The sequence below is a fragment of the Streptomyces sp. NPDC127084 genome (genome assembly GCF_042724175.1).
Taxonomy (GTDB): Bacteria; Actinomycetota; Actinomycetes; order Streptomycetales; family Streptomycetaceae; genus Streptomyces.
The window spans coordinates 43515-58387 of sequence record NZ_JBHXFA010000024.1 but is presented as its reverse complement, the minus strand read 5'-3'; the positions used below and the strand labels follow the sequence as shown (position 1 = coordinate 58387).

Sequence of the window (14873 nt, the reverse complement as noted above, 5' to 3'; positions counted from 1 at the left end):
GAAGCACTCCGTCCGGCGCCCTCAGGCGTCTGTGTCCGCCGACGGCGACACTGCCCGTGGGCGGCGCCAGGCCGCTGGGCGGGCCGTGCCTCAGGCCTACTTGTGGGCGGAACGGGGCCGGTCCGACTTGTCCAGCACCATCACCAGGCCCGCGATCACCAGGAACAGCACGATCGGCAGCACCACGTACAGCCCGACCGTCTCGATCGCACTCAGGCCGGGACCCGGGTCGTCACCGTCGTCGCGGGTCAGGGCGAGCGCCGGGGACGACATGAGCAGCATCATCAGCGTCGTACCGGCCGCGACGGCGCCGGCGCGCAGAGCGTTCTTCTTGTCCACGGTGCAAACGTAGCGAACCACTAAGCGGGCCGCGCGCCCGGGGTGCCCGTACGGGAAGCATCCCCCGCGGGGTCCTGAGCGGGCCGCGGCCGGAAGACCTCCATCAGCGCGTGCAGCCGCGGCGACGCCGCCAGCGCCTCAAGGGTCAGCGGACGCCCATCGGCGTCCGCGACGGGCAGCCGCCAGTTCGGGTACTGGTCCCAGGTGCCGGGAAGGTTCTGGGGTCTTCGGTCCCCCACCGCGTCCGGCAGCCAGACGCCCACCATCCGCGCGGGCGTGCGCAGCAGGAAGCGGTAGACGGCGCGGATACCGCCCTCCTCATCGAGCCTGCCCTCGGGCAGCAGCCCCAGCCTGGCCAGATACGCCAGCCACGCCTCCACATCGGCCGACTCGTCCCGGTGCTCCTGCTCCAGCGGCCGGGCGAGCAGCCCGAGGCGGTGCCGCAGCGCCACATGGTCGCCACTGAGCCGGGCGGCGGTGGACGGCAGATCATGGGTGGTGGCCGTCGCCACGCAGCCCTCCCGCCACTCCCCGGGCGGCAGCGGGCGGCCCGAGCCGGTCCAGTCACGCTCGAACCAGAGCACGGACGTACCGAGTACACCCCGGCGCGCCAGGATCTCCCGGACGCCGGGTTCGACCGTGCCGAGGTCCTCCCCTATGACCACGGCCCCTGCCCGGCGCGCCTCCAGCACCAGCACGGCGAGCATCGCCTCGGCGTCGTACCGGACATACGCGCCGTCGGTCGGCTCGGCGCCGGCCGGCACCCACCACAGCCGGAAGAGGCCCATCACATGGTCGAGCCGCAGCGCGCCCGCGTGGCGCAGCAGCTCCCTGAGCAGCCCCCGGTACGGGGCGTAGTCCGCGGCCGCGAGGGCGTCGGGGCGCCACGGGGGCAGGCCCCAGTCCTGTCCCCGCGCGTTGAAGGCGTCGGGGGGCGCGCCGACGGACATCCCTCCCGCGAAGACGTCCTGCTGGGCCCAGGCGTCCGCGCCTCCCGGGTGTACGCCCACGGCGAGGTCGTGCACCACACCGACGGCCATTCCCGCGTCCCGGGCGGCGCGCGACGCCGCGGCCAGTTGCCCGTCGGTCAGCCAGGCCAGCCGGCAGTGGAAGTCGACCCGGTCCATCAGCTCGCCCCTGGCCCGGGCGGTCTCCGTGGAGCGGGGGTCGCGCAGGCCGGACGGCCAGCGGTGCCAGTCGGAGCCGTACACCTCGGCCAGCGCGCACCAGGTCGCGTGGTCGTCCAGTGCCTGGCCCCGCTCGGCGAGGAAGTCGCAGTACGCGGCACGCCTGCCGGGCCCCAGCGGAACGAGGTGGAGCAGCTCCAGGGCCTGGAGCTTGAGCGCCCACACCGCGTCCCGGTCGATCAGCGCGCCCTTGTCCAGAACCGAGGCCCGCAATCCTGCCGCCTTCTCGGCAAGCGCCTCCAGCCGTAGCCGGTCCGGGCCGGTGACATGGGCGTACTCGGGGATGTCCTCGATCCGCAGATGCACCGGATCGGGGAAGCGGCGGGAGCTCGGACGGTACGGGGAGGGGTCGGTGGGCGCTCCGGGCACGGCCGCGTGCAGAGGGTTCACCTGGACGAACCCGGTGCCGAGCGAGCGTCCGGCCCAGCTCGCGAGTTCGGCGAGGTCGGCGAGGTCGCCCATGCCCCAGGAGCGCCCGGACAGCAGGGAGTAGAGCTGCACCAGGAACCCGTGTACGCGCCGAGGCGGCTGGGGCACGGCGTCGGGGGCGACGATGAGGCAGGCCCTGGCCGTGCGGCCGTCGGCGGTACGGATGTCCAGGCGGTGCACTCCGGTGGGCAGCAGGGCCCAGGGGGCTGAGGCGTCCACGGCAGGCGGTGCTTCCCGGCCCGGCACCTCGGACTGCGGCACCTCGGAATCCGGCGACTCGGAATCCGGCGACTCGGAATCCGGCGCGTCCGGGACCGGTGCCGCCCGGTCCCCGAGGGCGGGGGGCAGTTCCGCCGTGAGCGCCCCTGCGGCGCGGGGGACCCGCACGCCGCCGCTGGGGCCGTGCGGCTCCCGCCACTCGCGCGTGCCGCCGTCCTCCAGCCGGACCCGCACCCGCGTGCCTGGCGGGAGCGCGACGGGCGCTCCGGGGACGCGCGGTCCGGCGGCCGGGGATCCCGTGGCCTCCAGGGGCGCCATGGCCGGGAGCCAGTGCACCACCGTCGGCGGCAGCAACCGGTCCGCCGCAGCGGCTTCGGCGGCGGCTAGCGCGGAGCGGACGGCCCCCGGAGCGGAGGCGTCGACGCCCAGCGCGGCGAGGACCGCGACCACCGTGGCCTCGGGGACCGGGACGGTGACGCCGGGTGAAGGCGAGTGGGAGGTGGCGACACCGTGCAACGCGGCCAGGCGGTCCAGGCCCATTCAGACTCCTGGGGACTCCGAGCCGCCGGCCGGGCCGGGGGCGGTGGATTCGCTGGTGAGGGGGGTTGCGGCGGTGAGCGGGGGCTCGCTGGTCAGCGGGAGGGCGTCGGCCAGCGGCGGCTCGCTGGTCAGCGGTGCGACGACGGAGAGCGAGGGCTCGCTGGTGAGCGGACCGGGTACCTGTTTGGACAGGGTGGCGGTGAACCGAAGCGGTGCGGACGTGGCCACAGGGGCCTCCTCAGGGTGGCTGCGGGTTCGTACGGGTCAGTGCAGCCCTACCCATTGGGCGGAGCCGCAGACGTACACCCCGTCTCAACGTGTGCTGCGTCACATTCTGCGTCACGCACGGGAGTTGAGAGGTCACCGCGCGCGGACACGCGCACAGGCAGCGAGGAGGGCGGAAGAGGAGTGGCGGTGCCTGGCAGCCTCTCCGCACGGGGGCGGTATCGCCCAAGGTGCCGAATCGGTCGCACAACGTTGACGCGAGGTGGCGAGAGGAGCCCGTCCGTGCGGTTCGGACGGAGCAGGCGCCGACGCCCGCCGCCGCGTTCGCCGTCCGGCGGACCGCCCGGGCGGCGGCGGAGCGCCCGTCCCACCGGTCCCCGGCAACACGAAGGCCCGGTCTCTCAGGCTGAGACGCCGTCGATCCGGGCCATCACATCATCCGCTCCATACGGTTGCAGATACGGCAGCCAGCGCGGGTCCCGGTGCCCGGTCCCGATGATCCGCCACGCGAGACCGCTCGGCGGAGCGGGCTGGTGCCGCAGCCGCCAGCCCACCTCGTGCAGGTGCCGGTCGGCCTTGACGTGGTTGCAGCGGCGGCAGGCCGCCACCACGTTGTCCCAGACGTGCTGACCCCCGCGGCTGCGCGGAATCACGTGGTCGACGCTGGTCGCGACGCCACCGCAGTACATGCAGCGGCCTCCGTCGCGCGCGAACAGCGCACGCCGGGTCAGAGGAACGGGCCCCCGATAGGGGACCCGCACAAAGCGCTTGAGCCTCACCACACTGGGCGCGGGGATCACTCGGGTAGCGCTGTGCATGAAGGCGCCGGACTCCTCGAGAGAGACGGCCTTGTTCTCGAGGACGAGGACGAGCGCGCGGCGGAGCGGTACGACGCCAAGGGGCTCGTACGACGCGTTGAGGACCAGGACATGCGGCACGGATGCCTCCTTGTACGCCGGCGGCGCGTGGCTCGCGCCGGGACGATCTGCCCTCAGTCTCTCCTCCTGCCTGGTCGAAGCGCCACTACGTACCTGTAACGGGCCGGGACGATTTTCTGTGTGGTCGGCCACACCATCTGGCCCTCCCCCACCCGCGTCCCCGCCCGGAACGTCCCCGAGTGACCCTTGTCTCTCCTTCGGAGATAACGCTCGGGTCACGATGGATCCCCCGTTAGTGTGGTGAACCGCCGCAAGACCTGGAGGTACCCAGCTGTGTCCCTGGCCGCCGATCCGTCCACCCCGCCCGTCACCCTCGACGAGGCCGCGGAGCGGGCCAACGACGCCGCGGGCTGGGTGGAGCAGAACTGGTCCACCTGGCTGAACGTCGGCCTGCGGATCCTGCTGATCGTGGCGATCGCCGTAGTGCTGCGGATCTTCGTCCGCCGCGCCCTCACCAGGCTGATCGAACGGATGAACCGCAGCGCCCAGGCCGTCGAGGGCACCGCGCTCGGCGGGCTCCTGGTGAACGCCGAGCGCCGCCGTCAGCGCTCGGAGGCCATCGGATCGGTGCTCCGTTCGGTGGCGTCGTTCACGATCCTGGGGACGGCGGGCCTGATGGTGCTCGGCGCGCTGGACATCAATCTCGCCCCGCTGCTGGCCTCCGCGGGTGTCGCGGGCGTGGCGCTGGGCTTCGGTGCCCGGAACCTGGTCACCGACTTCCTCTCCGGCGTGTTCATGATCATCGAGGACCAGTACGGCGTCGGCGACACCGTCGACGCGGGTGTCGCGTCCGGTGAGGTGATCGAGGTCGGTCTGCGGGTCACCAAGCTGCGCGGGGACAACGGAGAGATCTGGTACGTCCGCAACGGCGAGGTCAAGCGCATCGGAAACCTGAGCCAGGGCTGGGCCACGGCGTCCGTCGATGTGAACGTACGCCCCACCGAGGACCTCGCCACGGTCCGGAAGACCATCGAGCACGCGGCGGCCGGAATGTCCAAGGCCGAGCCCTGGAACGAGCGCCTGTGGGGCCCGGTCGAGGTCCTGGGCCTCACGGAGGTGCTGCTGGACCGGATGACCGTGTCCGTCTCCGTGAAGACCATGCCCGGCCAGGCCCTCGGCGTGGAGCGCGAGCTGCGCTGGCGGATCAAGCAGGCCTTCGACGAGGCGGGCATCCGGATCGTCGGCGGGCAGCCGCCCCAGACCGGCGAGGAGCAGCCGGTCGCGGATCCGACCGCGGGTATGGCCGCGCCGTCCGCGTACGCGTCGAACACCTCTCCGCAGTCGGTGGCCGCGTCCCCGCTGACGAAGTGACCTCCGCGTAGTCCGCCACCCCCTGGCGGGTAGGGACGGGTGCATGAGACCCGTGAAACTCGCCGTGGTGGGCGGCGGCTCCACCTACACGCCCGAACTGGTCGACGGGTTCGCCCGGCTGAGAGAGGTCCTGCCACTCGGTGAGCTGGTCCTCGTCGACCCGGCCGCCGACCGGCTCGAACGTGTCGGCGGGCTGGCCCGGCGGATCCTCGCCCGGCAGGGCCACCCCGCGACCGTCGCAACCACCGGCGACCTCGACAGCGGGGTGGCGGACGCGGACGCCGTACTGCTCCAGTTGCGCGTCGGCGGACAGGCCGCGCGGGAACAGGACGAGACCTGGCCGCTGGAGTGCGGCTGCGTCGGCCAGGAGACCACGGGCGCCGGCGGGCTGGCCAAGGCGCTGCGCACGGTCCCGGTGGTGCTGGACATCGCCGAGCGGGTGCGGCGGGCCAGCCCCGGCGCCTGGATCATCGACTTCACCAATCCGGTGGGCATCGTGACAAGGGCGCTGCTCCAGGCCGGGCACCGCGCGATCGGCCTGTGCAATGTCGCGATCGGTCTCCAACGGAGGTTCGCCAGGCTGCTGGGAGTCTCCCCTGGCGAGGTGCACCTGGAGCACCTCGGCCTCAACCACCTCACGTGGGAGACGGCGGTGCGCGTCGGCGGCCCCGAGGGTGCGGACGTCCTGCCGGAACTGCTCGCCGAACACGGCGCCGTGCTCGCCGACGCGCTGCGGCTGCCGCGCCCGCTGCTGGACCGGCTCGGCGTGGTCCCCTCGTACTACCTGCGGTACTTCTACGCGCACGACGAGGTCGTGCGGGAGCTGCGCACCAAGCCGTCCCGGGCCGCCGAGGTCGCCGGCATGGAGCGGCGGCTGCTGGAGCTGTACGGCGACCCCGCCCTGGACGAGAAACCGGCGCTGCTGGCCTCGCGCGGCGGGGCGTACTACTCGGAGGCGGCCGTGGAGCTGACCGCGGCGCTGCTCGGCGACGGCGGCGGTCCGTACAGCCAGTACCAGGTGGTGAACACGTACAACGACGGCACGCTGCCGTTCCTCCCGGACGACGCGGTGATCGAGGTGCGGGCCGCGGTCGGCCCGGACGGCGCGCGGCCCCTCGCCGTACCCCGGCCCGGCCCGCTGTACGAGGGGCTGATCGCACACGTCACGGCGTATGAGCGGCTCGCGCTGGAGGCGGCACTGCTCGGCGGCCGGGACCGAGTGTCCACGGCGCTGCTCGCACATCCGCTGATCGGTCAGTACACGCGCGCAGAGGCGCTCACCGAGCGACTGATCGCACACAACCGGGAGCATCTGGCGTGGGTGTGAGCTCAGCGGTGAGCCCGGGTGGAGGCGTGGACGCCGCGGTCCTCGCGATCGACGCGGGTAACAGCAAGACGGATGTGGCCGTGGTCGGGGCCGATGGATCGGTACTCGCCACCGCCTGCGGTGGAGGCTTCCAGCCGCAGCGCGTCGGTGCCGGGGCGGCGTTCGACACGCTCGGCGACACGGTGGCGCGGGCCTTCGCGGAGGCCGGGGCAAGGGGAGCCCGGCATGTGTCCGCCGCGCTCGCGGGCGCGGATCTGCCCGTTGAGGAGGAGGGGCTGGCCGCCGCGCTGCGGGCCCGTGCCTGGGGACGTACCTCGGCAGCGCGCAACGACACCTTCGCGGTACTGCGGGCCGGGACCGACGCGGCGCAGGGGGTGGCCGTGGTGTGCGGTGCGGGAATCAACTGCGTGGGGCTGCTCCCGGACGGCCGCACGGCGCGGTTTCCCGCGCTCGGCAGGCTCTCGGGCGACTGGGGCGGTGGCGCGGGGCTCGCCGACGAGGCGCTGTGGTGGGCCGCGCGGGCCGAGGACGGGCGAGGCGAGCCCACGGAGCTGGCACGGGCGCTGCCGGCGCACTTCGGGCTGGACTCGATGTACGCGCTGATCGAGGCGTTGCATCTGGGCCGGGTCGCACGGGGGCGGCGGCTGGAACTCGCTCCGGTGCTGTTCGCGGTGGCCGCCGGGGGCGACCGGTTGGCCGGGGAGATCGTGGACCGGCTGGCGGACGAGGTGGTCGCGATGGCGACGGTGGCCATGGGCCGCCTCGGGCTGCTCGACGGCGCCGGTGGGTCAGGCGGTAACAGTAAGTGCGGCGGGGGCGGTGCGGATGGTGCGCCAGGTGCGTCCGGCGCCCCGCGCGCATCCGGTGCGTCCCGTTCGTCTGGTGAAGAGGTAGCCGTGGTGCTCGGCGGCGGTGTGCTGGCGGCACGGCACCACCGGCTCGACGCCCGGATCACCGGACAGATGGCCGTCCGCGCGCCGAAGGCGGCCGTCACGGTCCTGACCGCGCCCCCGGTGCTGGGGGCGGCGCTGCTCGGGCTGGATGAGGTGGGGGCGCCGGTGGCGGCGAAGCGGCGGCTGCGAGGCCACTACGACGGCGGTCGCGGGCGCTGACCGAGCCCGGAAGGGAACCGGCCCCGGATCGATGGCGTATTCATATGTGTGCGGGGCGTGTAGCCGCCGCAGGTCCGGGCATGGAGAGCGGTGGCGGACGGCGGAACGCTGCCGGCATTGACGGAACGGGCGAGATAGCTCAAGATCCAGTCGTCTCCCGGCTCACGGGGTCAGGGGAGGCCGTCGATGACCGAGGGGGAGGTCGGAGAGTGACACATACGCCGAGCGCGGGTCCGCCCGTGCCGTCGGGCGGGCACGCCCCCGCGGCATCGGGGCACCCGGGCCCACTGCCGGTGACCGGGCCGGTGCCCGGTCCCAGAGCGCAGTCCGGGTCCATGCCGGGTGCCGCGCCCGTACCCCCACCCGTGCCCGTATCAGGCGGAATGCACGTACCCCAGTCCGCTCCCGGTTCGCTGCCCTCAGGTGAGGAGTCCGCCGCGCCGCCCGGGAACGCCATGGCGGCACAGGTGGCCCCCGCCGCGCCGCCCGGGAACGCCGCGCCGGCACAGGTGGCCCCCGCCTCCGGGACCGCCGTGCCGCCGCCCGGCGGCGACAGCGGTACGGGTACGGGTGCCCCGCCGCGGCGGGGCGCCTGGGCGGAGAACACGGACCGGCTGCGCGCCGCGGCCATGACGGAGCCCGGGCGGCTGCGGATCATCGGCGCCGTACTGGCCGCGCTGCTGCTGGTGTTCGGCGCCATGACCGCCTTCCAGATCGCCGACCGGTCCTCGGCCGCCGATGACGTGGTGGGCCGGAGCCAGCCGCTGAGCGCGGACGCGGCGAGCATCTACCGCTCGCTCGCGGACGCGGACACCGCCGCGGCGAGCGGCTTCCTGGCCGGTGCGCAGGAGCCGGCCGACATGCGGGAGCGCTACCACCGGGACATCGCGAACGCCTCCCGGCTGCTGGTCAAGGCGGCGGCGAACACGGACGGTTCGACCCAGTCCGGCCACTACATAGCCGAGCTCAACGAGCATCTGCCCCGCTACACCGGTCTGGTCGAGCGGGCCCGCGCCAACAACCGCCAGGGGCTGCCCCTGGGCGGCGCGTATCTGCGGTACGCCAACCAGCAGATGACCACCGAACTGCTTCCCGCGGCCCAGAAGCTGTACGAGGCGGAGACGGAGCGCCTCGACAGGGACCATGAAGCGGCCCAGCTCTGGCCGTTCGCGTCGCTGGCGTTCGGCGTGCTGGCCCTCGGCACCCTGGTCTGGGCCCAGCGGCGCAACTACCTGCGGACCAACCGGGTGTTCAACCACGGGCTGCTGGCGGCCAGTGCCGCGTCCACGGTGGTCCTGCTGTGGCTGGCGATCGGGCACACCGTGGCCAGGGCCGAACTGCACGACGCCCGCGCACACGGCCAGCAGTCGCTGAAGGTGCTCAACGACGCCCGTATCAGCAGCCTCAAGGCCAGGGCGAACGAGAACCTGACACTGGTCGCACGCGGCGCGGTGCTCACGGCGGACGGCAAGAGCGACAAGTACGAGACCGACTACAAGGCGGGCATGCAGCGGCTCCGCACCTCCCTGAACGAGGCGGAGGGGCTCGCGGACGACGGCGAGGGCCGCACCCCGGTGCTGGACGCCACCTCGGCCGTGGCGGAGTGGACGACCCGGCACCAGTCGGCCGCCGACACCGACAAGGCCGGTGACTACGCGGGGGCGCTGGCCAAGGTGATCGGTGGCAAGGAGTCGACGGGGTCCTCCTTCGATCGAGTGGACGCGGCGCTCGAACAGGCACTCGCGCACGAGCAGGCGGAGTTCACCGCCGCGGCCGCGAACGGCCGTGACGCGCTGACCGGTCTGCCCGTGGGTGCGGCGGCGCTCGCGGTGCTCGGCGCCGCGGGTGCGATGCTGGGCATCGGCCGCAGGCTTTCGGAGTACCGGTGAGAGGGGGAGAGATGGGCAACACGGCAAAGGGAGTTCCGGGCCGCTCGCGCGGCTGGGGCGGGGTGGCCACGATGGCGGCCGTTTGCGCTGCGACAGCGGCGCTGACGGCCCTCATCCCGCTGTCGCCGCTCTCGCACGGTGTGTCCCGTCCGGACGGCGGGGCGTGGGACACGGCGGCCGCCCTGGAGCCCGCCGCGGTCGCCGACGGGACCGCGGGGAAGGCCGCAGACTGCACCGACCCGGAGGCGTCGCTGCCGGCGTCCCCCGCCGGCGGACCCGCGATCGACGCGATCAAGCAGCGCGGCAAACTCGTCGTCGGCATCGACCAGAACAGCTACCGCTGGGGCTACCGCAGGGCGGACGGCACCCTGGAGGGCTTCGACATCGATCTCGCCCGGGCCGTCGCCGCAGACATCCTCGGCGACGAGGACGCGATCATCTTCCGCGCCATCCCCACCAACCAGCGCATTCCCGCACTGGAGAACGGCACTGTCGACCTGGTGGTCCGCACGATGACCATCAACTGCGCCCGCATCAAGCAGGTCGCGTTCTCGACCGCGTACTTCCAGACGGGCCAGCAGGTGCTCGCCCCCAAGGGCTCCTCCATCACCGGCTACAACAGCACCCTCGCCGACCGCAGGGTGTGTACGGCGGAGGGCTCGACGGCGTACGAGGCGCTGGAGAAGAAGTCGTACGGCGCGGTCTTCCGCGACGAGGCCGACGGCGAGGAGGGCGACAAGGACCGGCTGACCGTGCCCAACCAGCTCGACTGCCTGGTCCGGCTGCAACTGGGCGAGGTGGACGCCGTGGTGACGGACGCGGCGCTCGCGGCCGGACAGGCGGCGCAGGATCCCGCCATCGAGCTGAAGGGCGGTAAGCCCTTCACCACCGAGTTCTACGGTGTGGCCGCGAAACTGGGCAACGACGACCTCGTCCGCCGGGTCAACAAGGTGCTCGACGACTACCGCAGGGGCTCGTGGATGGCGGCGTACGACAAGTGGCTGGCGGCCGACCTGCCCGGCATAACCGCGCCGCCCACGCCCAAGTACCGGAACAACTGAGCAACGGCGCGGCGCACTCGGCCGCGATGAGACGGGTGGACGGGCGGACAGACGAACGGGCGAGCGGCATGACGGGCCCGGGCAGACGACGAGCGTGAGCAGACGAGCGGAGAAGTGATCGATGGGCGTCACGGGAGCCTCCCCCGGGCGGGCGGAGGAACACCCAGGTCCGGTCATGGACCGGGACGAGGTGGACCGTGCGCTGGCGCGGCTCGGAGAGGAGCACGAGGCGATCGAGACCTCGCTGCTCGCCCTCCAGGACCACGCGGGCCGCCGTCTGCTGGAAGGCGCGGAACTGACGGGGGTCACCAAGGACCGCTGGGCCTCCGCGGAACAGGCGATCACCCTGCTGTGGAATTACTTCGACGCCTACTCGGCGGCGCTGACCGCCGCACGTGAGCTGCGGGCCCGGCGCCGCTGGCCGAACCGGGACGACCTGGTCGCCCTCACCGACCGGTTGCGTGGCGCGAGCACCACCGTCGCGGGCCACGCCGTGCACTCCTCCCCCTCCGCCGCCCCCTCGATCACCGGACCGGCCAAGCTCTCCGAACGGTTCTCCCTGGAGGACCTGGTGAGCCGGATGAACCAGCTCTACGCCCGCTCGCTGGACATGGTCGTAGCCGCCGACGCGGTCTGGTCCGCGCTGCCAGCACGGATCGACCTGCTCTCCGCCGAGCTCCAGCGCACCCGCTCCCTCGCGCACTCCGTCGGGGTGCGGCCGGGTGAGCACCCCGCGGGGGACGAACTGGAGTCGATCACGCGCGAACTGTCGGCGCTGCGCGGCCAGGTGGTGTCCGACCCGCTGGCGTTCTGGTCGCCCGGACCGATGAGTTCGGCTCCCGGCGGCGGCAGACCGGACACGGACCGCTATGACCGGGCAGCGCTCGCGCTGGAGGACATCCGCCGGGAGATCGAGGCGGTGCTCGCGGTGCGGCAGGACTCGGAGGAGCGGCTGCTCCGGCTGCGCGACGTGCTCTCCCGTGCGGACCGCACGCTCGCGGAAGCCCGGGCGGCGCGTGGCGAGGTGCTGGCCAAGATCGCGGCTTCGGAGGTCCCCGCCGTCAGCGGCCCGTCGACGGCCCTCCAGGAGCGCCTGGCCGCGGCGTCCGAGTACCGGCGCCATGCGCAGTGGCACCGGTTGTCGCCGCTACTGGAGTCCCTTGAGCGGGAAGCGGAGGACGAACTGCTCCGGGCCCGCGAGTCATTGACGGCCGTGACGGCTCCGCTCGCGGTCCGCGCGGAGCTGCGGGGCAGGCTCGACGCCTACCGCGCCAAGGTGGCCCGCCACGGTATGGCCGAGGATTCACTGCTGATCGAGCGCTACGACGTGGCGCGCCGCATGCTGTGGAGCGCGCCCTGCGATCTACGCGCGGCCGAGGCGGCAGTGCTGCGCTATCAGCGGGCGGCTGCCGAAGTACTGGTCCCGCAGCAGCCGGGACCGCATGACCGCACCGGTCACCAGGGGGAATCATGAGTGCGACGGCCATGTGCGAACGCCCCGAATGCGGGGGCGCGTACGAGGACATGGGCGGCGGCGAGCTCTACTGCGACACCTGCGGACTCGCCCCGACCGCCCCAGCCACCCCGGCCACGGAGCGGGCGACGGGGATCACGGGGCACACAATGAGCACGGACACCGGCTCGTCCGCCGCTCCGTCCGGTGGCCTGCGCGGCGGCCCGTCGGCCGGCCCGGATGCCTGTCAGCGACCGGGCTGCGGGGGCGCGTACGAGGACATGGGCGGCGGCGAGCTCTACTGCGACACCTGCGGACTCGCTCCGGTCGTCTCGGTCGCCGGCACCCTGTCGTCCCCGCCCACCGGAGTGGCGGTGCCCGCCCGCGGGAGCGGTGGCGGCTGGGGTTCGGCGCCGCTCACCGAGGGCTCGCGGTCAGCGGCCTCGCGCTCGTCCCGTTCCTCGACCTCACGCTCGTCCCGTTCCTCGACCTCCCGCAGGTCGGTCTCGGGGCGTCTGTCACGCCAACTGTCCGGACGCAGCACGGGCCGTTCCGTGTCGGTGCGCAGTTCCGGCTCCTCCTCGTCCTCGTCGGGCCGGGGCCGGCTCGGCGCGGGTCTGGTCGCCGTACCGGAAGTACCGCGTCCCGACCCGCGTTCCGCGGTGATGGAGAACCCCGAGGTTCCCGAGCGGAAGCGTTTCTGTAGCCGCAGCGAGTGCGGTGCTCCGGTCGGCCGGGCCCGCGGTGACCGCTCTGGCCGCACCGAGGGTTTCTGCACCAAGTGCGGCCATCCGTACTCGTTCGTGCCCAAGCTGCGGGCCGGTGACATCGTCCGCGGCCAGTACGAGGTGATCGGCTGCCTCGCCCACGGCGGCCTCGGCTGGATCTACCTCGCCATAGACCGCGCCGTGTCCGACCGCTGGGTGGTCCTCAAGGGCCTGCTGGACACCGGTGACCAGGACGCGATGGCCGCCGCGATCTCCGAGCGCCGCTTCCTCGCGGAGATCGAGCACTCGAACATCGTGCGCATCTACAACTTCGTCGAGCACCTCGACCCGCGCACGGGCTCGCTCGACGGTTACATCGTGATGGAGTACGTCGGCGGCAAGTCCCTCAAGGAGATCGCCAACGAACGCCGGGCGCCCGACGGGAGACGTGATCCGCTGCCGGTCGAGCAGGCCTGCGCGTACGGTATCGAGGCCCTGGAGGCGCTCGGCCATCTGCACAACCGCAATCTGCTGTACTGCGACTTCAAGGTCGACAACGCCATCCAGACCGAGGACCAGCTCAAGCTGATCGACATGGGTGCGGTCCGCAGGATGGACGACGACGAGTCCGCGATCTACGGCACCGTCGGGTACCAGGCGCCGGAGGTCGCCGAGGTGGGGCCTTCGGTCGCGTCGGACCTCTACACCGTGGCCCGGGCGCTCGCGGTGCTGACGTTCGACTTCCAGGGCTACACCAACGTGTTCGTGGACTCGCTGCCCGATCCGGACAACATCGAGGTGTTCCGGCGGTACGAGTCCTTCTACCGGCTGCTGGTCCGGGCGACCGACCCGGATCCCGCCCGCCGCTTCGCCTCCGCGCAGGAGATGGCGGACCAGCTCACGGGTGTGCTCCGGGAGGTCGTGGCCCTTCAGACAGCGCGGCCCCGGCCGGCGCTTTCCACCCTGTTCGGGCCGGAACTCCGTTTGACGGACACCGGGTTGTTCGCTGAGGCCGACGGCGAGGTGTCGGCTCTGGGGGCGCGTACGACGAAGCGGAGCGGCGCCGCGGGCGTTCGGGCAACGGGCGGCGGCGCGACGGCAGCGGGCGCCACGGCCGCGCGGACCCATGCGGTTCCCGGTGCCCAGGCGCTGCATGGTGTCCAGGCGGCGTCCGGTACCCCGACGGCATCCGGGCCGGCTCTGAACCCGGTGGAGACCCGGCCCACCGCGCTGGCGCTGCCGGTGCCCCGGGTCGATCCAGGCGACCCGAACGCGGGCTTCCTCGCCGGTCTTGCGGCCTCCGCACCCACCGAACTGATATCCGCCCTGAGCGGCGCGCCCGCCGACTCCATCGAACTGCGGCTGCGCGAGCTGCGAGCGTTGCTGGAGATGGGTGAACTCGGCCCAGCGCAGTCCGCGCTGGCCGGTCTGGAGGCCCACCACCCCGACGACTGGCGGGTGGTCTGGTACCGCGGTGTCGCGGCACTGGCGACCGGTGACGACGAGACGGCGGCGCTCTCCTTCGACGCGGTCTACGACGCCTTCCCGGGCGAGGCGGCGCCCAAGCTGGCCCTCGGTGTGTGCGCCGAGGTGCTGGGACAGCTCGACAACGCCGCGGAGTACTACCGACTGGTGTGGATGACGGACCCGGGCTTCGTGAGCGCGGCGTTCGGTCTGGCCCGGGTGCAGCTCGCCGCCGGTGACCGCGCCGGCGCCGTACGCACCCTGGAGTCGGTGCCCGAGGCGTCGATCCACTACACGGCCGCGCGGGTCGCCGCCGTACGCGCCCGGCTGCGCAGCAGGGCCCCCGGAGAACCCCTGATCGACGAGCTGACGGCCGCCGCCGACCAGGTCGTGGCACTGGGCGGGTTCGGTCTGGACGCCGTACGCCGCGAAAGGTTGTCCACAGAGGTACTGGGCACGGCGCTGGACTGGGTACTCTCCGGTAGTCCCGGAGCGCGGCCCACCGCGACCGTCCTGCTCGGAAGTGCGCTGGACGAGCGCGGACTGCGCTTCGGCCTTGAACGCTCGTTCCGGGTGCTCGCCCGGCTCGCCCAGCACGGCGAGGAGCGTATAGAACTGGTGGAGCGGGCCAACCGCTTCCGCCCCCGGACGTGGGTGTGAGTGAGGGACCGT

Annotated in this window: 11 protein-coding genes; 7 read left to right on the top strand and 4 right to left on the bottom strand. The window is 73.0% G+C overall.

All coding sequences use genetic code 11. The features are described 5' to 3' along the window. Nucleotides 1-96: 96 nt before the first annotated feature. From ACFWI9_RS08800 to ACFWI9_RS08785, 4 genes are all read right to left on the bottom strand, one after another. Nucleotides 97-339: a hypothetical protein gene (locus ACFWI9_RS08800; RefSeq protein WP_387160014.1), complete on the bottom strand. Its 243-nt coding sequence runs from the start codon at nucleotides 337-339 to the stop codon at nucleotides 97-99. Nucleotides 340-359: 20 nt separating this feature from the next. Then, nucleotides 360-2714 carry a 4-alpha-glucanotransferase gene (gene malQ, locus ACFWI9_RS08795; RefSeq protein ID WP_387160013.1) on the bottom strand — a complete coding sequence of 785 codons (2355 nt, stop codon included), beginning with the start codon at nucleotides 2712-2714 and terminating at the stop codon, nucleotides 360-362. Then, nucleotides 2715-2942, bottom strand: coding sequence for a hypothetical protein (locus tag ACFWI9_RS08790; RefSeq protein WP_387160011.1), 228 nt, complete (start codon nucleotides 2940-2942; stop codon nucleotides 2715-2717). A gap of 398 nt (nucleotides 2943-3340) precedes the next feature. Then, nucleotides 3341-3877: an HNH endonuclease gene (locus ACFWI9_RS08785; RefSeq protein ID WP_387160009.1), complete on the bottom strand. Its 537-nt coding sequence runs from the start codon at nucleotides 3875-3877 to the stop codon at nucleotides 3341-3343. Nucleotides 3878-4150: 273 nt separating this feature from the next. Here ACFWI9_RS08785 and ACFWI9_RS08780 point away from each other — a divergent pair, with 273 nt between their 5' ends. The 7 genes from ACFWI9_RS08780 (at nucleotide 4151) to ACFWI9_RS08750 (ending at nucleotide 14861) form a co-directional block, all read left to right on the top strand. Further along, nucleotides 4151-5188, top strand: coding sequence for a mechanosensitive ion channel family protein (locus ACFWI9_RS08780; RefSeq protein WP_387160008.1), 1038 nt, complete (start codon nucleotides 4151-4153; stop codon nucleotides 5186-5188). 52 nt (nucleotides 5189-5240) lie between these two features. Continuing rightward, on the top strand, nucleotides 5241-6515 hold the full coding sequence (locus ACFWI9_RS08775; RefSeq protein ID WP_387160021.1) for a 6-phospho-beta-glucosidase: 1275 nt from the start codon (nucleotides 5241-5243) through the stop codon (nucleotides 6513-6515). A 26-nt stretch (nucleotides 6516-6541) separates the two neighbouring features. Next, nucleotides 6542-7627 carry an N-acetylglucosamine kinase gene (locus tag ACFWI9_RS08770; protein WP_387160006.1) on the top strand — a complete coding sequence of 362 codons (1086 nt, stop codon included), beginning with the start codon at nucleotides 6542-6544 and terminating at the stop codon, nucleotides 7625-7627. 455 nt (nucleotides 7628-8082) lie between these two features. Then, nucleotides 8083-9516: a hypothetical protein gene (locus ACFWI9_RS08765; RefSeq protein ID WP_387160019.1), complete on the top strand. Its 1434-nt coding sequence runs from the start codon at nucleotides 8083-8085 to the stop codon at nucleotides 9514-9516. Between the two features lie 11 nt (nucleotides 9517-9527). After that, nucleotides 9528-10577, top strand: a complete 1050-nt coding sequence (locus ACFWI9_RS08760; protein ID WP_387160005.1) for a glutamate ABC transporter substrate-binding protein — start codon at nucleotides 9528-9530, stop codon at nucleotides 10575-10577. 121 nt (nucleotides 10578-10698) lie between these two features. Further along, the gene (locus tag ACFWI9_RS08755; RefSeq protein WP_387160004.1) at nucleotides 10699-12051 is read left to right on the top strand and encodes a hypothetical protein; all 1353 of its coding nucleotides are present in this window, start codon (nucleotides 10699-10701) and stop codon (nucleotides 12049-12051) included. After that, entirely contained in the window at nucleotides 12048-14861 is a 2814-nt protein-coding gene (locus tag ACFWI9_RS08750) for a tetratricopeptide repeat protein (RefSeq protein ID WP_387160003.1), read from the top strand. Before ACFWI9_RS08755 ends, ACFWI9_RS08750 begins: the two co-directional genes overlap by 4 nt. The last annotated feature ends 12 nt before the right edge of the window (nucleotides 14862-14873 follow it).